This is a genomic window from Edaphobacter aggregans DSM 19364 (assembly GCF_000745965.1).
GTDB lineage: Bacteria > Acidobacteriota > Terriglobia > Terriglobales > Acidobacteriaceae > Edaphobacter > Edaphobacter aggregans.
On the sequence record NZ_JQKI01000063.1, the window covers coordinates 1 to 20,091 of the forward strand.

The 20,091-nt window shown below is 62.3% G+C and carries 21 protein-coding genes and 1 pseudogene; 12 read left to right on the forward strand and 10 right to left on the reverse strand.

The genetic code is table 11. The features are described from left to right. Positions 1-76 (forward strand): annotated as a pseudogene (locus Q363_RS46545) (transposase); the annotation flags it as partial. Between the two features lie 206 nt (positions 77-282). On the opposite strand, the gene Q363_RS20450 reads toward Q363_RS46545, so the two are convergent. Further along, positions 283-1,062, reverse strand: coding sequence for a hypothetical protein (locus Q363_RS20450; RefSeq protein WP_035354180.1), 780 nt, complete (start codon positions 1,060-1,062; stop codon positions 283-285). An 84-nt stretch (positions 1,063-1,146) separates the two neighbouring features. Between Q363_RS20450 and Q363_RS36445 the strand changes: the two genes are divergently transcribed. After that, positions 1,147-1,851: an energy transducer TonB gene (locus tag Q363_RS36445; RefSeq protein ID WP_051979073.1), complete on the forward strand. Its 705-nt coding sequence runs from the start codon at positions 1,147-1,149 to the stop codon at positions 1,849-1,851. Positions 1,852-1,859: 8 nt separating this feature from the next. Here the strand turns inward: Q363_RS36445 and pgsA are convergent, their stop codons facing one another. Next, entirely contained in the window at positions 1,860-2,561 is a 702-nt protein-coding gene (gene pgsA, locus Q363_RS20460; protein ID WP_035354183.1) for a CDP-diacylglycerol--glycerol-3-phosphate 3-phosphatidyltransferase, read from the reverse strand. A 274-nt stretch (positions 2,562-2,835) separates the two neighbouring features. Here pgsA and Q363_RS20465 point away from each other — a divergent pair, with 274 nt between their 5' ends. Genes Q363_RS20465 through Q363_RS40830 form a run of 3 tightly spaced genes read left to right on the forward strand, consistent with a single transcriptional unit; the run spans position 2,836 to position 4,405 of the window. Further along, positions 2,836-3,291 (forward strand): Ig-like domain-containing protein, encoded by a 456-nt coding sequence (locus Q363_RS20465; protein WP_035354186.1) that lies wholly within the window; start codon positions 2,836-2,838, stop codon positions 3,289-3,291. After that, positions 3,288-4,187, forward strand: coding sequence for an Ig-like domain-containing protein (locus tag Q363_RS20470; protein WP_035354189.1), 900 nt, complete (start codon positions 3,288-3,290; stop codon positions 4,185-4,187). The genes Q363_RS20465 and Q363_RS20470 overlap by 4 nt, the downstream gene beginning before the upstream one ends. Beyond that, positions 4,181-4,405, forward strand: coding sequence for a hypothetical protein (locus Q363_RS40830; RefSeq protein WP_157467251.1), 225 nt, complete (start codon positions 4,181-4,183; stop codon positions 4,403-4,405). Before Q363_RS20470 ends, Q363_RS40830 begins: the two co-directional genes overlap by 7 nt. A gap of 128 nt (positions 4,406-4,533) precedes the next feature. Here the strand turns inward: Q363_RS40830 and Q363_RS20475 are convergent, their stop codons facing one another. Then, positions 4,534-5,799, reverse strand: coding sequence for a Glu/Leu/Phe/Val family dehydrogenase (locus Q363_RS20475; RefSeq protein ID WP_035354191.1), 1,266 nt, complete (start codon positions 5,797-5,799; stop codon positions 4,534-4,536). Positions 5,800-6,031: 232 nt separating this feature from the next. On the opposite strand from Q363_RS20475, the gene trpE reads away from it, so the two are divergent. Further along, positions 6,032-7,564, forward strand: a complete 1,533-nt coding sequence (trpE, locus tag Q363_RS20480) for an anthranilate synthase component I (protein ID WP_051979074.1) — start codon at positions 6,032-6,034, stop codon at positions 7,562-7,564. A gap of 35 nt (positions 7,565-7,599) precedes the next feature. Here the strand turns inward: trpE and Q363_RS20485 are convergent, their stop codons facing one another. Next, a complete protein-coding gene (locus tag Q363_RS20485) occupies positions 7,600-7,884 on the reverse strand; it encodes a hypothetical protein (protein WP_035354194.1) in 285 nt (94 codons plus the stop codon). Positions 7,885-8,065: 181 nt separating this feature from the next. On the opposite strand from Q363_RS20485, the gene Q363_RS20490 reads away from it, so the two are divergent. The 6 genes from Q363_RS20490 (at position 8,066) to Q363_RS36450 (ending at position 12,394) form a co-directional block, all read left to right on the forward strand. Beyond that, positions 8,066-8,653 (forward strand): anthranilate synthase component II, encoded by a 588-nt coding sequence (locus Q363_RS20490; RefSeq protein ID WP_035354197.1) that lies wholly within the window; start codon positions 8,066-8,068, stop codon positions 8,651-8,653. 13 nt (positions 8,654-8,666) lie between these two features. Beyond that, on the forward strand, positions 8,667-9,722 hold the full coding sequence (locus tag Q363_RS20495) for a hypothetical protein (RefSeq protein ID WP_051979075.1): 1,056 nt from the start codon (positions 8,667-8,669) through the stop codon (positions 9,720-9,722). A 134-nt stretch (positions 9,723-9,856) separates the two neighbouring features. Beyond that, positions 9,857-10,417 carry an elongation factor P gene (gene efp, locus Q363_RS20500; protein ID WP_035354200.1) on the forward strand — a complete coding sequence of 187 codons (561 nt, stop codon included), beginning with the start codon at positions 9,857-9,859 and terminating at the stop codon, positions 10,415-10,417. Positions 10,418-10,521: 104 nt separating this feature from the next. Then, a complete protein-coding gene (locus Q363_RS20505; protein ID WP_035354203.1) occupies positions 10,522-10,803 on the forward strand; it encodes an acylphosphatase in 282 nt (93 codons plus the stop codon). A 7-nt stretch (positions 10,804-10,810) separates the two neighbouring features. After that, positions 10,811-11,356 carry an adenine phosphoribosyltransferase gene (locus Q363_RS20510; protein ID WP_035354205.1) on the forward strand — a complete coding sequence of 182 codons (546 nt, stop codon included), beginning with the start codon at positions 10,811-10,813 and terminating at the stop codon, positions 11,354-11,356. Positions 11,357-11,425: 69 nt separating this feature from the next. Further along, the gene (locus tag Q363_RS36450) at positions 11,426-12,394 is read left to right on the forward strand and encodes an energy transducer TonB (RefSeq protein WP_051979076.1); all 969 of its coding nucleotides are present in this window, start codon (positions 11,426-11,428) and stop codon (positions 12,392-12,394) included. Positions 12,395-12,444: 50 nt separating this feature from the next. Here Q363_RS36450 and Q363_RS20520 read toward each other — a convergent pair whose 3' ends face one another. The 6 genes from Q363_RS20520 to Q363_RS36455 form a co-directional block, all read right to left on the reverse strand. Continuing rightward, complete coding sequence (locus Q363_RS20520) at positions 12,445-12,708, reverse strand: hypothetical protein (protein WP_035354207.1); 264 nt, start codon at positions 12,706-12,708, stop codon at positions 12,445-12,447. A gap of 1 nt (position 12,709) precedes the next feature. Beyond that, positions 12,710-13,945, reverse strand: coding sequence for a lactonase family protein (locus Q363_RS20525; protein WP_051979077.1), 1,236 nt, complete (start codon positions 13,943-13,945; stop codon positions 12,710-12,712). After that, positions 13,942-14,364 carry a hypothetical protein gene (locus tag Q363_RS20530; protein WP_245632354.1) on the reverse strand — a complete coding sequence of 141 codons (423 nt, stop codon included), beginning with the start codon at positions 14,362-14,364 and terminating at the stop codon, positions 13,942-13,944. Before Q363_RS20530 ends, Q363_RS20525 begins: the two co-directional genes overlap by 4 nt. A 595-nt stretch (positions 14,365-14,959) precedes the next feature. Beyond that, positions 14,960-16,156 (reverse strand): alginate lyase family protein, encoded by a 1,197-nt coding sequence (locus tag Q363_RS20540; protein ID WP_035354215.1) that lies wholly within the window; start codon positions 16,154-16,156, stop codon positions 14,960-14,962. A gap of 364 nt (positions 16,157-16,520) precedes the next feature. Beyond that, positions 16,521-18,371, reverse strand: a complete 1,851-nt coding sequence (locus Q363_RS20545) for a sialidase family protein (RefSeq protein ID WP_035354219.1) — start codon at positions 18,369-18,371, stop codon at positions 16,521-16,523. Positions 18,372-18,578: 207 nt separating this feature from the next. Beyond that, on the reverse strand, positions 18,579-20,081 hold the full coding sequence (locus tag Q363_RS36455; protein WP_051979078.1) for an ATP-binding protein: 1,503 nt from the start codon (positions 20,079-20,081) through the stop codon (positions 18,579-18,581). Between the last annotated feature and the right edge of the window lie 10 nt (positions 20,082-20,091).

Genomic DNA, 20,091 nt, shown 5'->3' on the forward strand with positions numbered 1-20,091 from the left:
CTGCCGCCTTACTCGCCCGACCTCAACCCCATCGAGAAAGCCTGGGCTAAACTCAAACAACTCCTTCGCGCCACCAAAGCACGCGACCCCAAAGAGCTCGACCAGGCCATCACAGAAGCCTTGCCCAGGATCAACGCCCACAACGCCACAGCATGGTTCAGACTCTGCAATTACAGGGTGCAGCTACCTTGAATCCGCTCTAATCGGCAAATGGATATTGTTGAATATGCAAGGTTTAGTTAGCAAGGGGCTTGACAAGATTTTATGTGGAAATCTCGGCTTTCAACGAACCTTGCCTGCGGCGTTTTCGAGGATGACGTTGGAGAGGATGGCGCTATCGACGGTGGCGGGGAGGTGCGAGCAGAAGCCGATTCCCACGTAGACGGGGCCATCGAAGTGGATCTGGATGGGTGTACCGAACTGATGCATGGGTTCGCCTTCGACCGAGATCCAGAGGGTAACGGCGTCGCCGTGCTTCTCGATGCCGATGCGTTTGGGGAGGATGTTTTCTAGGCGAGAGGGGTTGGAAGCGCCGGGGCGGCCGATGGCTCCGATGCGGTACTCGTAGTCGATGAAGTTTGCGCCTCGGGAGGGGCGGGCGGCCAGGTGGACCATGCCGGTGCCGTGCTCGCCAGTCATGATCTCGTTGGCGTCGTCGTCGAGGGTTTGGCGGATGACGAGGACGGCCTTGCGGTCGTTGTAGCCGTTAGGGTCGGGGAAGGTGACGTCGGCTGCGAGGGATATATCTCCGGAGAGCTTCTTCCAGAGGATGCGAAACTCGTCACGCGAGTACCAGATGTTATAGCCGGCGGAGTGAATGGTGTACTGCTTCGTCGTGGGATCGTAGGATGCGCTGCCGGGGACGACGGCGGAGCCGATGTCAGCCTGCCCGTCGAAGATGCCGATGGGAGTGCCGAAGATCTTGCTGAGCCGGTGGAAGTCGGGTGGGGGAGGAACTTGTTTATGGGTGGGGGAGCCGGGCTGTGCCCAGTCGGGAACAGCGGGTGTCTGGGCGTGGAGCACGACGGATGATGCAAGGAGCATGAGTGCGGGTGTTTTCATTTGCGGGAAACCCTATTCTGGGAGAAATTTCGATGATTTATTCTTAGCGGGAAATTTGTAAATTCCATTTACCAATAGGAACTCATGAAACGACCGGTTGTGGGCCGAGCCTTTTTAGCGCTGTGGACGTTGATCTTTGCTGGCGGAATTCCGGCAATCGCAGGTTCGCAGGACACGCCTGCCGCTGTTTCGTCTCGACAGGAGCTTGGACTGCGGGGGAGCAAGTTTATTGCGAGTCGTTTCGCCATCGATCCCACGAATGTGGTCCCAAAGACGAACCAACCTCTTTCTGGAAAAGGAAGCTGGTTTGTTTCCAAAGACACTCCGGCAATCTGTGGGAAGACTATGCTTCCCTGCGTGCTTCTGTCGTACACCGAGCCTGGAACGGATGTCATTTGCGAGTGGACCTTGCTGTTCGGTAGCCAAGATGGTCTTCTTCTGGACTTGAATGAAGAGGCCGCACGCTATTTTATGAACAAACTGCGGGATAAGGATCATCCGAATGATAGCGCCGGCGCGGAGTGGTCGGGCGGGAAACGGGTTTCCTCGGTTCGGCCAATCTATCCGGAAACCGCGAACGCGGCACACATACAGGGAGATGTTAAGTTACTTGTTCGTTTCTCTGAGAGCGGCGGCCGCCCTGCAGATATTCAGGTTATTAGCGGTCCGACGGTCTTGCGGGATCCCGCAGCAGATGCTGTCGGACAGTGGGTTTATACCCCTTTGTTAATAAATTCCGTGCCGATCTCCACGCGGAATCTAATTACCGTCCGTTATCACACACGTTGAATCTATGACTAGCCGATACGCGAGGGGTGTTCGGGTGAGGGTTGGGTGGGCTTCGCCTTGCGGCTTAGGACTACGCGGCGGCGGGCTCGTTCGCTGGCGTGGTCGATCTTCTTCCAGAAGCCTACGAAGTAGTCGACCGCGGAGATGATGGAGACGATGGTCATCCAGTAGACGGCGGTGACGGCGATGAAGCGGATGGCGATGACGAAGCCGCCGTGGAAGTTGGGGAACCAGAGCCAGTAGTCCCAGCGGTGGGCGAGGATGGCGGCGACGACGGAGACGATCTGGATGACGGTCTTGAGCTTGCCGATCTCGGAGGCCTCGATGGTGAAGCCCTCGGTGGCGGCGATGGAGCGGAGGCCGGAGACGAGGAACTCGCGTCCGATGACGACGACGGCGATCCAGGGTGGGACGATGCGGGGGTTGTAGGCGACGAGGACGATGTAGGCGGCTGAGACCAGGAGCTTATCGGCCAGGGGGTCGAGGAGCATGCCCATGGTGGTGATCTGGCCGCGGCGGCGGGCGAAGTAGCCGTCGAGGCCGTCGGTGATGGCGGCGGCGATGAAGACGAGGGAGGCGATGATCTCCTGCTCGCCGCCGCGGAGGCCGGTCTGGCCGTGCCCCTGGAGGGGGAAGGCGGGCGACAGGATCCAGATAAGAAGCGGGATCGCCGCGATTCGGCTCATCGTAATGGAGTTCGGCAGGTTCATCGCGATTTGTTGGACGGAGAGATCGCGCGTCCGGGGCAGACAATCACATTCTGCCACAGCGGGGTGGGGCTCGCTTGGGTTGTTTTGTCGTCTCGTGAAGGCTTCCTGAGTCGCTCCATAGGAGGAGAAGCAGGTTTCTCCACTCCCCCTTCGACTCGCTGCGCTCGCTCAGGGTCGGTCGAAATGACACTTTCAACGGCTCGCGGCGCAGTTGTGGCTGTTGGATTGACGTGGCCGGGCCGATAGAGGGAACGTCAGGTTCTTTCGATCGGGGATGGTGCGCGACGTGGCTTACAACGGCAGTGCGAGAGGTTTGGGGAAGGGCTGGCGGCGGCTGGCGACGCTGGCTGGGGTGCTACTGGCCGCACAGGCGGCTGCGGGGCAGACGGTTTCGGTGCCGGTGATCGCTCCTCCGTCGGCCGGGGTGATGGCCGGGGCTGCGAGCGTGACGAAGGTGCCGAGCACGGTGACCCTGACGGTGACGACGCCGCTTACGGTGTTCTACGGCGAGGCGATCGACGGGCTGGCGCAGGTGACGGCGAGCGATGGCTCGACGGCGACCGGAACGGTGACCTTTTACGACGGAACGACGGCCTTTTGCACGCTGACGCTGTACAACGGAGCGAGCTGTCCGGCGGGCCCGGCGACGAGCTTCGGGGCCGGAGCGCACGTGTTTACGGTGGGTACTCGGGCGATGCGACACATGCGGGGGCGACCTCGAATGCGGTGACCGTCACGGTGGCGCAGGATACGACGACGATGGTGGTGGCGAGCTCGGCGAACCCGGTTCCAGCGGGCGTCGGTGTGGTGTATACGGCGCCGGTTGCGGGAGCGCATGGGCCGGCGATGGGGTCGGTGAAGTTTCTGGATGGGACGGTCTCGATGGGGTCGGCAGCGATGGATGCCAATGGAACGGCGGCGCTGTCGGTGCTGATGATGGTGCCGGGGACACATGCGATTACGGCGGTGTATGCGGGGAGTGCGAGCTCGGCGGGGTCGACGAGCGCGGTACTGAGTGAGGTGGTGCAGGCTCCGCTGGCGGCGACGACGACTACGCTGACCTCGGATGCGAACCCGGCGGTTGCGGGGCAGAGCGTGACCTTTACCGCGATGGTAGCGGCGACGGGCGGCAAGCTGGCTGCTGGCGGGATGGTGACGTTTGTGGAGGGCGGGACGGTGCTGGGGTCGGCCGCGGTGAATCCAGCGGGAGAGGCGGAGTGGAGCACCGCGGCACTGAGCGTGGGAAGGCACAGCATCGTGGCGCGGTATGCGGGGGATGCGGCGACGGCAGCGAGTGTTTCGCGGGCGATGAATGAGGTGGTGAACGAGGGGGCTGTTCCGGGCTACTTCACGATCAGCGTGGACCAGATCACGGTGGTTGCAGGCGAGACGGCGGCGGTGCCAGTGAAGGTGACGATGGGGTCGGGGTCTGCGAAGGCAGTGAGCCTGAGCTGCAGCGGGCTGCCGGATGAGGCGAGCTGCTCGTTTGTGTCGGGCACTGTGGCGGCGGGCGGAGGGACGGCGACGCTGAAGATCAGTACGGCGGGGCCGCGGGACTGCGGGTCTTCTGTGCCGTATGGGCTTCGAGTAACAGCGCGGGGCTGCCGTTTGCGGGGCCTGTGCTAGCTGGCTTGCTGGTGGTGTTGGTGCCTGGGCGACGGCGGGTGGTGAGAAGTCTGCTGGCGGTGGTTTGTGCGGCGACGGCTATGGGAGCGATGACTGGATGCGTGACGGGGAACTGTACCGATCTGGGGACTCGGCCGGGGACTTATGCGATTGCCGTGACGGGGAGTGCTGGTGGGGCGGTGGTTTCGCAGAAGGTGAAGCTGGTGGTGACGCCTTAGCGGCTTCCCTCAAGAGTGTGTGGCACGACGGACGAAATGCGGGGGTTCCTCGCTTCGCTCGGAATGACGCCACTTGAAACTGCAGCCCAGGTCTCATAAGCGAGACCTGGGCTGCCAATCTGTGAGCGCTAGGCGTAGATGCCGCGCTGTTTGGTGGTGTAGGCGACGCGGTCGATGGCGAGCATGTAGGCGGCGATGCGGTTATTGACGTTGTGGTTCTGGGCGTAAGTGATGACGTCGCGGAAGCTCTCGGTCATGATGAGGTCGAGGCGCTGGTTGACCTCGGCCTCGGTCCAGAAGTAGCCCATGCGGTCCTGGACCCACTCGAAGTAGCTGGTGGTGACGCCGCCGGCGTTGGCGAGGATGTCGGGGATGATGAAGACCTTCTTGTCGGCGAGGATCTCGTCGGCGATGGGAGTGGTGGGGCCGTTGGCGCCTTCGCAGAGGATCTTGCAGCGGATGCGGTCGGCGTTCTTGCTGGTGATGACGTTTTCGGTGGCTGCGGGGATGAGGATCTCGCAGGGGCGGGTGATGAGCTCGAGCGGATCGGCGGCCTTGGCTCCGGAGAAGCCGGTGATGGTGCGGGCGCGGCGGTGGTGCTCGAGCAGGGCGTGGATGTCGATGCCGTCGGGGTTGTAGAGACCGCCATCGTACTCGGCGATGCCGATGATGGTGTAGCCCTTCTCTTCCATGAGGCGCGCGGCGTTGGAGCCGACGTTGCCGAAGCCCTGGACGATGACACGGCAGCCTTCGACAGGCATGTTGAGGGTCTTGAGGGCCTCATCACAAACCACCGACAGGCCGCGGCCTGTTGCGGCGGTGCGTCCGCGGGAGCCGCCGAGGTTGACGGGCTTGCCGGTGACGACGGCGTTGACGGTCTGGCGCATGTGCATGGAGTAGGTGTCCATGATCCAAGCCATGGTTTGTTCGTCGGTGCCCATGTCGGGGGCGGGGACGTCCTTTTCGGGGCCGAGGAACTCGATGAGCTCGGCGGTGTAACGGCGAGTGATGCGCTCGAGCTCGCCCTGGGAAAGTTTCTTGGGATCGCAGATGACACCGCCCTTGGCTCCGCCGAAGGGGATGTTGACGACGGCGCACTTCCAGGTCATCCAGGAGGCGAGGGCGCGGACCTCGTCGAGGGAGACGTCGGGGGCGTAACGGATTCCGCCCTTGCCGGGGCCGCGGGCGACGGAGTGCTGGACGCGGTAGCCGGTGAAGACTTCAACGGAGCCGTCGTCCATGGCGATGGGGATGTGCACGATGATCTCGCGCGAGGGTTGGCGGAGGACACGCCAGAGACCTTGATCGAGGTTGAGTTTTTTGGCGGCGAAGTCGAATCGGGCAGCCTGGGCTTCCCAGGGGTTTGTCTCCTGCTCGAGGGTGAGGGTTTGCATCGTAATTTCCTTTTTCTCTGTTGCTGGTATCAGCGATTCTCCGGCCATCGTCTTCGCCCCCCTTTGGAAGCAGCATATAGCTTGAGCCAGACCGGTCCGTGGCCAAACCTCAGGGAGTATAGGCCTCGGAAAGAGGCTTTCGCAAACAAAGGAAAGGAGGTTGCGTACCACTTTCGAGCTACTTGCGCAAGAACCGTAAACCCTGATAACGCGCGGGTATGATGGTGTAACTATGCCTGTTTCCACCACGAATTCCCTGCCCACGGAGCGCGATTTTCTGAGGTTGAGCCGAACGCACACGCTGGTTCCGGTGTACCGGACGGTGGCGGCGGACCTGGAGACGCCCGTGTCGGCGTTTTTGCGGATCGCATCGGAGGAGCCGGAGGCGTTTCTGCTGGAGTCGGTGGAGGGCGGCGAGCACGTAGGGCGTTATACGTTCATCGGGATACAGCCGTATAAAAAGATGGTCGCGCGGGGGAGCGAGATTACGGTTCGCGAAGGGCGCAAGGAGACGAGGTTTACCGGCGACGTCTTTGCGGAGTTGAAGAAGGCGCTGAGCGGGCATAGGCCGGCGAAGCTGGCGGGGCTGCCTCCGTTTACCGCGGGAGCGGTGGGTTTTTTTGCGTACGACGTGGTGCGGCAGATCGAGAAGCTGCCCTCGACGGCGAAGGATGAGTTGGCGGTTCCGGATGCTTGCCTGATGTTCTTCGACCAGGTGCTGGCCTTCGACCATGTGAAGAAAGAGATTCACCTGATGGTGACGGCGGATCTTGCGCGCGAGAGGCGCGAGGGAGCGTATGCGCGGGCGATGAAGCGGCTGAATGCGCTGGAGAAGAGGCTGGTCGGGGCTCTGCCTCCAATGCGGAAGAAGAAGCCGATGGGCACGCTGAAGCTGGTGCCTCGGACGACGAAGGCGAGGTTCCTGAAGGCTGTTGAGAAGACGAAGGAGTACATCGCGGCGGGAGATGTGTTTCAGTGCGTGCTGTCGCAGCGGTTCGACTGCGAGCCGGGGGTGGATGCGTTTGAGGTGTATCGCGCGCTTCGGATTGTGAATCCTTCGCCGTATATGTATTTTCTGCGGTTTGGGCTGGAGGGAACCCACGTCTCAAAATCGAGACGTGGGGCGCCCGCTTCCTCTCGGCATCACATTGTGGGCTCGTCGCCGGAGCTGCTGGTGCGCGTGCATGGGCGCGAGGTGGAGTACAGGCCGATCGCGGGGACGCGTCCGCGCTCAGTTGACGAGGTGGAGGATCGCAGGATCGAGGCGGAGCTTCGCGCGGATGAGAAGGAGCGCGCCGAGCACATCATGCTGGTGGATCTGGGGCGGAACGATGTGGGGCGCGTGAGCGAGTTCGGGTCGGTGAAGGTGAAGGACCTGATGTTCGTGGAACGGTACAGCCACGTGATGCACCTGGTGAGTGCGCTCGAAGGCAAGCTGAAGGCCGGGCTGGCGCCGATCGATGCGTTTCGCGCGTGCTTTCCTGCGGGGACGCTGAGCGGCGCTCCGAAGGTGCGGGCGATGGAGATCATCGAGGAGATGGAGCCGGCGCGGCGCGGAGTGTATGGCGGAAGCATTCTGTATGCGGACTTCAGCGGCAATCTGGATTCGTGCATCGCGATTCGAACGCTCTACATGGATGGCCCGCATGGGCATATTCAGGCGGGCGCGGGGATTGTGGCGGACTCGGTTCCGGAGAAGGAGTTTGAGGAGTGCCGGAACAAGGCGCAGGCGGTCGTGCGGGCCATAGAACGGGCGCGTGGCTAAACACTCTTGTTCATCTCATCCTTGATAACGTGACACTAAGCCAGACGGCGTCGCGCTTCGTCGATCTTTACGGGAGTCTTTGCCGTGACGTCTTCCCTGCTGGAATGGAGCACCCAGAGGATGCCACCGACGACCTGCGCGGCGGAGATGAGTCTCGTGAGGTTAGGGCGGTCTTCGAGCGACTGCATGAGATTCTTCCAGGGCTCGGGGCCGTAGTGCCATGCCTTGGCTGTCCGGGTGGGTTGAATCATACCCATCACGCCGTCGCCAATGATGGCCATGGCGGTGAAGTGCTTCCAGCGGCTGAGATCGAGTTGCATAATGTTCTCCATGACATAAGACCGTGGAACAGCGGGGTTTCGTTGCCCGCATTTGCAAGGCAGGAACCGCAGATCCTTCGACTCGCCTGCGGCTCGCTCAGGATGACACTTTTTGATGCGCTGGAGGGTGGGGCCACGGTGAATGTCTGCTTCGTTGCCTCGGCGTAGAATCGTAGGAGCCATGGTCTTCGTTCTGGACAACTACGATTCGTTTACCTACAACCTGGTGCAGTACATGGGCGAGCTGGGCGCCGAGATGGTCGTGAAGCGCAATGACGAGCTGACGCCGGAGGAGGTCGCCGGGCTCAATCCGGAGCGAATCCTGATCTCGCCGGGGCCGTGCACGCCGCAGGACGCGGGCATCAGCATGGAGCTGATCCGGCACTTCGCGAAGTCGGAGAAGCGCGTGCCCATTCTCGGCGTGTGCCTTGGGCACCAGGCGATTGGCGCGGCGTTTGGCGGCGCAGTGGTTCGCGCTGCGAAGTTGATGCACGGCAAGACGAGCGAGGTGGAGCATGACGGCCGTACGATCTTCGCCGGGATTCCGTCGCGGATGACCTGCACGCGGTATCACTCGCTGATTGTGAGCCCGAAGGGATTGCCGGAGGAACTGGAGATCTCGGCGCGCACGATCGACCCTGTGACGGGTGATGAGACGATTATGGGACTGCGGCATCGCGAGCTTCCGATCGAGGGTGTGCAGTTTCATCCGGAGAGCGTGTTGACCTCGCATGGCAAAGAGATCATCGCGAATTTTTTGAAGATGTAGGAGCGGAACGGTGATGCGCCGAAGGATCGCGACGATTGGGTTGGCGTGCGTATCGGCGTGCGGAGCCGCGCGGGCGCAGCAGTCGATTGGGTCGGTGGGCGTGGCGGATGCTACGGTGGCCGGAGCGCTCGAGGTGTCGAACGGGCGCGCGATGCTGCTGGGTGCCTCGACCGTTACGGCGAAGGATCACACGGCTGAGGTTGCGCTGAATCGCGGAGGCACTGTGAAGGTGTGCTCGACGAGCGGGCTGCACCTGACGGCGGGCAAGGGCGCGGTGGACGCTCCGCTGATGCTGGCGCTGGATCGCGGGGCGATTGAGGTCGCGGCGCGCGTGACGACGAGCGATGTGGTGATGACTCCGGATCTGCGGTTCACGATGAAGTCTGCGGGGCCGCTGGACCTGCAGGTGCGCGTGGCTCGAAACGGCGATACGTGTGTGGAGAATCGCGGCGCGGCTGCTCCGGTGGTGAGTGTCGCCGACCAGTTCGGCGAGTCGAGCTACGAGATCAAAGCGGGGCAGCATGTGCTGTTTGAGCACGGCAGCCTGAAAGAGGTCGTGGACAACGAACACGAGCCGTGCGGATGTCCGCCGGCTCCTATCGTGTCGGTGGCCGATGCCGGTGTGAGCGCCGGTGCGGCTGCGGCGCCGGGGAGTGCAGTCGCCACGACTGGCGCGGCGAAGACCGCAGCTGAGCAGCACCCCTTCCCTGCTGCTGTCAGCGCCGGGCTCGCACCTGCAGGTTCGGCACCGACGGCTCCTGCGGGCGTGGTGCACGCGCAGGTCTCGACGACGATGAGTTACGGAGAGAGTGGGTCGAGTGATGGCGCGGGCGGAGATGCCGGCTCCGCAGCTTCCACGGCTTCCGCGGCAAAGAGTGCTGTACCTTCTTCGGCTGCGAGTGCGTCGGCAACGCCCGCTGTCGATGCGGCGCCGCACGCGTCCGCCGAGACGAATGCGAGCGCCACGGCGGCGAAGGCGGAGGCTCCACCGGCTCCTCCGGCGCCGCCTTCGGGCGATGTGTTTCATGCGATCGGGCGATTCTTCAAGAAGATGTTCGGCGGCCACTGAGACGGGTTCCGCTGGTTGGCTGCGATACAATAGAATCAGCGTCCGGATGCTCGGCTGCCATGCTGTGCGCCGCCGGACAGACTCTCAAACAAAGCTGAAATTCAGCACAGTTCTTAAGGATCAGAGGTTTTTCTATGTCGATTCCCGCAACACAGATGCGCCCGGGCATGGTTATCAAGTTCAAGGACGACCTTCACCTTGTGTTTTCGGTGGAGCATCGCACGCCGGGCAATCTCCGCGCCTTCATCCAGGCGAAGCTGCGCAACATTCGCACGGGCGCGATGTTCGTCGAGCGCTTCCGCTCGCCTGACCCGATCGACCGCGTCGTGGTGGACGAGGTGAAGATGGAGTTCCTGTACAACGACGGGGACGACTACTACTTCATGGACATGGAGACTTTCGAGCAGACGCACTTGAAGCGCGAGACGCTGGGCGATGCCGTGGACTACCTGCTGCCGAACCTGACGATCGCGGTGAGCTTCCACGACGGCAAGGCCGTGGGCATCGAGCTGCCCGGTGTGGTGGAGATGACGGTGGTCGAGACGGAGCCGGGGATCAAGTCGGCGACGGCGTCGTCGGTGACAAAGCCTGCCAAGCTTGAGACGGGCCTCGTGGTTCAGGTGCCGCCGTTCATCAACGAGGGCGAAAAGATCCGCGTGGATACGGCCGAAGGCGCTTACATGAGCCGCGCATAGTTTTCGATCAAAGCAATCGAGGCAGAGCGGGCGCTCTGCCTCGATTGCTTTATGGATGCTGATGTCTTGCATGCGCTTGGAGGCTCTGCGACACTGAGACTTCCATGGTGCGTTACTACCTTGTCAAGGGACGTGTGCAGGGCGTCGGTTTCCGCTGGTTTGTGCAGCGTGAGGCCGCCGAGCTTGGCCTGCGCGGCTGGGTGAGGAACACCGATGCCGGCCACGTGGAGGTGATCGCGTCTGGCGATCCGAAACTGCTGGCGGAGTTGAAGGAAGCGCTGAACGAGGGCTCGCGCGGCAGCCGCGTCGACGCCTTATTGGAAGAAGAGCTGGACGAGAGCGAAGATGCGAAGCTCGGACCATTTGTGATTGAAGGAGCCTGGTAGAGACACGATGCAAGACCAAAGACTGATCAACTGCGAGCCTCTGAAGGCGCTGGTACGGACTGTACCGGACTTCCCCAAGCCGGGGATTCTGTTCTACGACATTACGACGCTGCTGAAGGACAAGACGGGCTTCGCGCAGCTGATCGATGCCTTTGCGGCGTACTACATCGGCCGCGAGATCGACCTGGTTCTGGGGATCGAGGCGCGCGGGTTCATCTTCGGGCCGGCGCTGGCCTATCGACTGAACGCCGGGTTCGTTCCGGTGCGCAAGCCGAACAAGCTTCCGGCGAAGACGGCTCGCGTGAGCTACGACCTCGAGTACGGTACGGACTCGCTGGAGATTCATCTGGACGCGATCAAGCCGGGGCAGCGGGTGATCATCGTCGACGACCTGCTGGCTACGGGCGGCACGATGCAAGCGACGGTGCAGCTGGTGCGCCAGATGGGCGGCGTGATCGGCGGGCTGGGGTTTGCGATCGAGCTGGACTTCCTGAAGGGGCGGGAGAAGTTCCCGGAGTATGACGTGCTGAGTTTACTGCATTATGACGAGTAGCAGCTTGAACGGCAACTAGATGAGAACAAATCTCGGAAAGCTGAGCCGGAATTTCTGTCTTGCGCAGGATTGGTTTCCTGCGCGCGTGTCTCGCAAGCCGAAGACGCGGCGAAGATCGCCGAGAAAATCTCGCGCGCAGCAGCGACTAACAGCATCGATGACCCCTCTCTGTCGCCTTGGCATTTGAAGCTGAGCTTTCAGCTCATGGATGCTAAGGGTCATCTCTCGGAACAAGGAACGATCGAAGAGTGGTGGAAATCTCCTTCGCTCTACAAGATCGTCTATGCAAGCCCGTCCTATAAGAGCACCGAGCTTCAGACGGCTGCCGGCCTCTATCGAACCAGGGACCAGCCCTCCGCACCGTATCTGCTGGATTCAGTGCTGCAACAAGTCGTCCATCCCCTTGCGGAAAGTGAGGTAAAGGATGGCGTTCCCGACCTTCGTCGCGAGACCTTCGGCAAAGTGCAGCTGGACTGCATCATGATCACGCAACCGATCAAGAACGTCGCCTACCCTCCTCTCGGTCTATTTCCAACGTATTGCCTCGATCGCGACCGGGATTCTCTACGTGCGAGCTACAACTTCGGCACGCAGATGGTTCTGCGCAATAGCATCGGAAAATTTCAGAACCACCTGGTTACTGTGGACCAGAAGCTAATCCAGAACACCGTGGAAGCGATAAGTGCCCACATAGACGACCTTCGAACCGCAGCCATCACCGAGGCCGAGTTGACCCCTTCGGCTGACATGGAACGGATCGATGGCCAGGCAGCAACTGTGGCGAGCGGGGTTGTGCAGGGCTATGCGATGAGCCAACCCAGGCCCGTATATCCGGAACGCGCCAAACGCAATCACGTAAGCGGAACCGTCCTGATTGGAGTGATCATCGGAACCGACGGAAGAATTCACTCCATGAAGCTGCTGAAGGTTCCGGATCCGGACCTCGCAATCGCCGCAATCACAGCGGTACGTCAATGGACCTACAGGCCATACATGTCAATGGCGTTCCGGTTGAGATTCAGACTCAGATCACCGTGAACTTCAATTTCAGTCCAAATTGAGGGCCGATGCAGGTCCGGCTTGCATTGCTATGCTGCCTCTGAGATAAGGAGATGCTCTTCGGATCCTATGTAGTTTTTGCGGCGGAACCAGTCTTCCATGCTGGTCTTGAGGCGGTCGAGCGGGACGCGGTTGCCGGCTTCGAGGAGGCCGTCAGCGATGGGTAGCGTGTCGTCGAAGATGGCGTCGTTGGTGAAGTTGCGCATGGCGAAGCTGTCGATCCACCTGATGGAGCAGGGATGAGCGACGCCTGCGGGGTCGATACGTTCTATGCGCAGCTTGCGGGCGAACATTTCAGACGAAGAGGGTGAACATCGGCGAGTCGACAGGGACTGTCTGGATGGGTCCGGTGAGTTTGCCGGTGCCTGCGTCGCGGCGGAAGACGGTGATGCAGGCCGAGTCCTGGTTTCCGCAGAGGATCCACTGCGCGGTGGGGTCGAAGGTGAAGTGGCGCGGCGTCTTTCCTCCGCAGGGGATGCGTTGGATCTCGTAGAGCTCGCCTTTTTCTCCGATGGAGAAGGCGACGAGCGTGTCTTCGCCGCGATTGCTGGCGTAGAGGAAGTTTCCGCCGGGCGGGATCGCGACCTCAGCGGCGGTGTTTTTGGCTACGGGGAAGTCGGCGGCGATGGTCTTGACGGGAGTGTTGGTGTTGATCAGCATCCCTTGAGGGCTGGGCGGCGTCTGGCCCGACGGATGCGGATGCGTGTGGGTTGTGGTCCAGAGGAGATGGTCGATGGTGGAGTCGAGCTCGTTGATGGAGTAAATCCAGCGGCCGTTGGGATGGAAGGCGATGTGGCGCGGTCCGGATCCGGGTCGCATCGTTGTCAGCAGCGGTGTTGCTGGTGAGAGTTGGGCGGTGATCGGGTCGATGAGGAAGACGGAGAGCGCATCGTTGCCGAGGTCGTTGACGATGAGGAAGCGATCGTCGGGCGAGATGTAGACGGAGTGCGGATGCGTCGCGTCTTGTCTTGCCGGAAACGGGCCGTCGTGGCCGAACTTCGGGTCTTTGTAGTCGAACTTGTCGACGGGCTCGGAGAGCGTTCCGTCGGGCTGAATTTTGTAGGAGGCGATGGTTCCGCCGAAGTAGTTGGCGACGAAGGCGGCGTGTCCGGTGGAGTCGACGGAGATGTAGCAGGGGCCGGCTCCCGCGGAGGCGACCTTGCCTTTTTCGATGAGAGCGCCGGTTTTCGGGTTGAGATCGAAGGTCGTTACCGTCGCGGACGGGTCGGCGACGGCGTTGACGGCGTAGAGCGAGCGGTGGGCGTCTCCGCTGCGGAGGGGCGAGAGCGCGAGGTACGAGGGCCGGAGCGTCTCGGCGGCGAGGATTGGGACGCCAAGCCTTCCGGAGGTTGGATCGAAGGTTGCGTGATAGATGCCCTTGCAGACTCCCTTGGTGGTGTCGGTTCCGATGTAGACGCGGACGGGAGGCGGCGGTGGAGGAGTCTTCTTTTTGAAGGGCAGGTGAATCGTCTGGGCCGAGGCTGCGCCCGCGGGGAGTAGGACGAGGAAGCGACGACGCGTGACGTTCATGGTTTCAGCGCTGGTTCTCCGGGAAGGTGGATTCCCATCTCGTCTTCCGGAGGGATGTTCTCGTTGATGACGGGGACGCTGGGCAGATTATTGGTGCTGCCTGCCTCTTTGACGACCTGATCGGCGTGGGCGAGGACCTCGTCGACGGTCATGGTATACATCTCGCGGCCGTTGTCGTAACCGGATTCGATGGCGTGCTTGAGATAGCGGCCGGCGATCTGGGCGGCGAGGTAGTCGGTGATGACGTAGCCGGTGCGGCGCTTCTGCTCGACCCAGGCGAGGTTGGGCATGGCGATCCAGACATGTCGGCCGTTGACGGCGAAGCGGATATCGGTCGCGTCGGCGTGACGGGTGGCGATGGCGACTACGGTTCCCTTCCACTGGCAATGAAGTTGCTCGCCGGTCCAGCGATCGGTCACTTTGAAATCTTCGTACATGGTTGCATTTTAGCGCAGTGAGGCGTTCTGGGCCCCCTTTCCCCTGATCTTTGGTAAAGTATTGATTTTGCTTGGTTTAGGCTGAATGGTGCTTCGTAAAATATTCGATTAAAATGGTTTAAGTATCAAAATTAGAAAATAAACGGGTTACGCAGTGATTGGACTTCTCTTTTCTTCCTACTGTTTTTCCTACTGTTTTAAGTTTAGCGAGTCGAGGGTAACTAATCGGCGCTTTTTGGGGTTATTTTTTGGGGATAAGTAATTTGTTTTGATTGGCTTGTGGGTGGCAGGTGTTTTGGAGGACTTGACAGTTTTGCTGGGTTTTGTTGGGGCCGGAGGTTTGGGGGCACGACTGGCGAACTACTGCGATTCTCGCTGCGCTCAGAATGACGGTTAGGGGGCCTTCGACTGCACGGCGCTGCGAGGCGAAAGGCGGGGGGTTCTTCGATCGACCCCACCCGGTGGGCGGGGTCTCCCTCAGAATGACGGGGAGGGGAGCGGAGATCGCTTACGAGGAGGAGTGGGAGCGAAGGTCATTTGCGATGGGGACAGGTGGAGCGGAGTTAGCTGGTGTGTCTTAACTTCCGCTGCGGAGGATGGTGGCGAGGTCGTTGCGGTTGGCGCCTAGTTTTTGTGAGGCGGCGGTGTATTTGGGATCGTTGTAGTGGCTGGCGGCAAGTTGGAGGCAGGAGAGGAGGGCTTCGCCGTGGAAGCCTTCGAGCTGCTGGTAGTCCCAGGGCTTCTGGTTGAGGGCGTAGGGGAGAAGGAAGTCGAGGGCGGCGCGGATGCTGCGGCCGTGGGGGGTGCTAGCGCCCCAGAGATCGACGCCGACCTGCTGGCCGAGTTGGGCGAGTTCCATGAGGCCGTCGAGGTTGCCGATGGAGTAGCCCCAGGCTTTGGTGCGGGCGAGCTCGAGGAGCTGGCGACCGTCGGGCTCGATTTGGACGGCGATGCGGCGGGTTTTGGCGCGGTTGAGGGTGTCGACGGCGAGCGAGCGGCGGCCGAGGAAGAGGGCGTAGTCGGTGACCTGCAGGTCGTACCAAGTGCCGTGGTTGTTTTTGGCGGCGTCCTCGTCACGGCCTTTTTTGCTGGTGAGCATCCAGTCCAGGAAGGCGGCGTACCAGTCGGTGAGTCCCTTCTGGTCGGCGGGGGTCCATGCGGGGGAGCCGGCGAGGAGGCCGGCGGCGTCGACGATGGGAATGAGCGAGCGGCTCTCGATGATGCCGATGCCGCGGCCGGTGTTGATGCCGGGGATGCCCTGGCCGAACTCGAGGTTGGGGTTCATGCGAGTGGCGGGTGAGAGGAACCAGGTGCGGAGGAGCAGCGCGGCTCGGTTTGCGTATTCGGGGTTGCCGGTGAGGTACCAGGCGAGGGCAAGGGAGCGGGAGGCTTCGCCGAGGCGGCCGAACTGGTCGTGGTCGGAGATCTTCTTGAGCTCGGGATTGCGCTCGCCGTCGCGGCGAATGTAGGGGAGGCCGTTGGGCTTTGCGGGGTCGGGCCAGAAGTAAGGGGCCTGGGACATGTAGTCGTGCTTGTCGCCGCTGGGCGGGGTGACGCCCTTCTGGGTGACGGAGAAGGGGCCTTCGGTGAGGGCCTTGTCGGCGGCTGCGGTGGCGGCCTTGAGGACCTCCTGCTTGTGGGGGTCGGTGGCCGGGGCGGCCTTGATGGCGGCGAGCATGTTGCCGTCGAGGAGAAAGACGCGGGGTGGAGCAGGTGTTTGAGCGAGGGCGGGCAGGGTGGCGAGGAGGAGAAGCAGAGGGCGCAGGGTCGGCATGTTGCTCCGTGGGGTCGTGACGATGTGAGTGTTATACGTGAGCGAGGGTGGGTGAGTCGCGGCGGTTTCAGAGGGTGAAAAGAGGGCGGGGTTGGGATGGGCGGAGTCGCGCTGCGTGCGAATGCCCCCATGCGATGAGGCGCCTGGATGCGGTCCCGGAGAGATTGGGGGCCGAACTGGCGAACTACTGAGATTCTTCGCTGCGCTCAGAATGACGGAAATGGTGGGCTGTCATGACGGGATGCTGAGCGTCATGGCGGGAGCTGCGTGCGAATGCCCGCTCATGCGGTGAAGCTGCATGAGTGGGGCACCCGGCGAATGTTGCTGCTATTACGAGCGGATTTCTGTTGCGTGTTGGTTGCGATCAGGGTGTGGGCGAACCGTAGATGTTCTGGTCGAGACCGCCGTCGCGCGGGCAGGTGTCGGGGCCAACGGCTCCGGTGACGGGGTCGACGGCCCGACACTGCTTCACGTCGGCACCGTCGTTGTCGGAGTCGCCGCCTTCGCGGGCATCGAGGCCGGCGACGGTGTTGCGATAGTCGGTCCAGGTGCCGTAGGAGAAGTTGCCGAAAGAGGTGATCCAGAGGTAATCGCCGTTGAATGGGACAGCGCGAGTGTCGAATTGCTCATAGTTTGGATTGCTGGTGAAGTCGGTCACGCGCGTGGGGGTAGCCCATGTGGCGCCGAGATCGCTCGACCGGGTGGCGAAGACATCGAGCGCGGGGTGGGTGCCACGGCTGGCGTCGTTGCCGATGGGACGGGCGGGAGAGTATGCCGAGTCGTTGCGGCTGTCGTAGTAGAACACGTGGAGGACCCCGCCATCGGCGGAGACGTCGGGCCATATCTGGTGGCCGGCAGCCTGCGCGTCGAGCAGGATGGGCGTGGTGTGGTCTCCGGTGGCGCCGTTGAGGCGTGTGAAGTATGCGCCACTCTGGCTTCCGGTACCGGAGACGATGGTGCCGTAGGTGGTTCCGGTGCTGACGGTGGTGCCGGGTTTGCTGGCGCCGTAGACGATGTAGATGTACTCGTGGGTGGAATCGTACTGATCAGCCGTGGAGCGCGGCGAGGAGTCTACACGGAAGAAGGTGTAGCCGGAGACGCAGTGGTCGGCAAAGTCACCACAGTCGCGGGCTCGGGCCTCTTTCGGTGCGCCCTCGTCGAACTCGACGTCCTCGAGCGGAGAGGACGGTCCGAGAGCACCCTGTGGAGCAGTCTGGTCCTGAGCATCCCAGCGCAGGAAGGTCGTAACGAGCGCCGGGGGGGAGAAGGTTGCGCCGCAGTCGGTCGACTTTACGTAGTAGACGGCGTCGGGCTCGCCGTTGCGGAAGGCGAAGGTGCGGAAGGTTACGTAGACGTTGCCATTGCCGGTGATCGCGATATCCGGGTCCTGAAGTGACTGCAGGCTTTCGCTGAGTTTGGTGAGATGCAACCAGCTCGCGCCGTGATCGGTGGAGCGAGAGAGATAGATCTGGTTGGCGCCGTTGCCGTTGAAGCTGGCCCACGCGAAGTACACGTTGGCATCGCAGCGGCCTCCGGTGCGGTCGGCTTCGATGGAGGTCTTGTCCTGGAAGCGGCCGAGCAGATTGGGGGCTGAGGAGCCGCGCTGCACGATGGTGCTGCCGACGAAGCGCTTGCCATCGTTGAGAGTGCTGCCGTTTTCGCCGCCCGGGTTGTCGAAGCGCGCGACCCAGACGTCGCCGAAGGTTTTCTTTGAGCCGGATGGATCACCGGAGCTCTCCGAACCCATGAAGACGCGACCGTGGCCATCCCATGCGATGACGGGGTCGCCTGAACTGGCGGTACGGATCTGCGCGAGCGCGGCATAGGGGGACGTGTCCTCGGGATAGCCGGGGACGAGCGAACTCTGGAAGGAGGCTCCACCATTTTCGGAGCGGTAGTAGCCGAGCCATATGGGGCCGGTGGCGAGGGGAACTCCGTTGACGGTGGTGTTGAAGACGCCGCAGTAGTCGTTGGAGCTGCCGATGAGCACGGCGGTGTTGCGGGGATCGACGGCGACGGAGGGCTCGTTCTGGCGGCCGCGCGACATAGAGCACTCGGTCAGTACGGAATCGGTGTAGGGATTTCCGGTGGCGAGGGTGTAGGCGCTGGTGTAGCCGCCGCTGACGTCGTTGGTGAGCCGGACATTCTGGCTGTGAGCCGGAGGAAGGAGGGTGAGCAGGAGAGACGCTGCTGGAAAGAGTCGTAGAAAGCGCATTTTTGGAACCTCCGAGAGCTTCTTGGATCCCGAGAGCGGCGGTCCAGACAGAAAAAAACGCGAGGCTGGCCCGAGGGAGTGGATGGAGTTGCTGTACCCGTCGCGGTACGTGAGATTCCTGCCTGCTGCGGCAGGTTTTCCGAAGGAAATAAATATTGCAGCGCGGGAGGGAGAGCTGAGCGGGGATCGCGGGATGTCGGGTGAGGATCAGTTGAGGGCGGTAGGAGAAGGAGAGGCTGGGTTCGATGCGGAGGCTTGGGCTGGTTCGGCGAGGACTTCGGCGGTTTTGGGGGAGGCGAGGGGGAAGGAGAGGCGGAAGCGGGTGCGCATGCCGTGGTCGAGGTCGCCACTTTCGACGGTGATGGCGCCGCCATTTTTTTCGACGATCTCGCGGGTGACCCAGAGGCCGATGCCGGTTCCCATGTCGGCCTTGGTGGTGAAGAAGGCTTCGAAGATGCGGGTCTGGTGGGAGGGGCGGATTCCGTGGCCGTTGTCTTCGACGAGCAGGATTGCCTGATTGCCGGCGATAGAGATTTCGATGCGGAGGATGCCGGCGTTGCCTTGCGCGGCGTCGATGGCGTTGGCGATGAGGTTGATGAGGATCTGGCGGAGCTCGTGCGGCGGGATGTCGATCTCGACGCGGGGGGTGTAGTTGCGGTCGACGCGGATGGCGAGGAGGTCGCAGCGGTGGCGGTAGATGGTGAGGACGGAGTCGCAGGTCTCGGCGACGTCGACGGCGATGGGGATGCTGGTGCTGCGGGCGAAGGTGAGGGTGAGACGTGTGATGTTAGAGAGGCGGGAGAGCTCCTGCTCGGCGAGTGTGAGGTAGGAGCGGGTGATGGGGTTGAGGGTGTGGTCCTTGTCGATGAGATAGAGGAGGTTGGTGACGGACTCGAGGGGGTTGTTGACCTCGTGGGCGATGGTGGAGGCAAGACGGCCGACGGCGGCGAGTTTTTCGGAGTGGACGAGGGCGGCTTCGACGGTCTTGCGGCGGGTGATGTCGAAGGTGGCTCCGCGCCAGAGGCCGGGGGAGCAGGGGACCTGGGTTCCGCGGGATTCGAGCCAGTGGATGTCGCCGTTGGGCCAGACGACGCGGTACTCGACGCGGAGGGGCTGGCCGGTGTGGGTGGAGGCGGTGACGGCGTCGGTGAGGATCTGGCGGTCGTCGGGAAAGACGAAGTCGAGGGGCAGGGGTTTGCCCTTGAGTTCGGCGAAGGGGCGGCCGAAGACCTGGGTGGAGCCTTCGTCCCAGAGGGTCTCCGTAGTGCGGGCGTCGAAGACCCAGGTGGCGAGTTCGCTGGCTTGCTGGACCTGGGTGAGTGCGTCGGTGCGTTCGCGGAGAGAGTCGAGGGTGGAGCGAAGTCTGCGCTCGGTGGATCGCTGCTTCCAGCTGAGAAGGGTGATGAAGAAGGCGCCGGCGACGAAGACCATGGAGCGCAGAAACTGGCCGGTGGCGAAGTTGCTGTGCAGGGGAGCACTGAAGGGGAGGTTTAAGGAGACGCTGGAGACGAGGATGGCGGCGAGCGCGGGCCCGAAGCCGGCGAGGGCTCCGAGGGCGCAGATGATGGTGAAGCTGAGGGCGAAGGGGATGCCGTGGAGCTCGGGCGTCCTGACGGTAAACAGCGTGGCGAGGACGGGGAGCACGACGGCGCAGGCGTAGGCGACGATCCGCTTGAATTGTGATGCGGCTTTTTCCTGGTCAGGAGCCAATGTCGTTCCC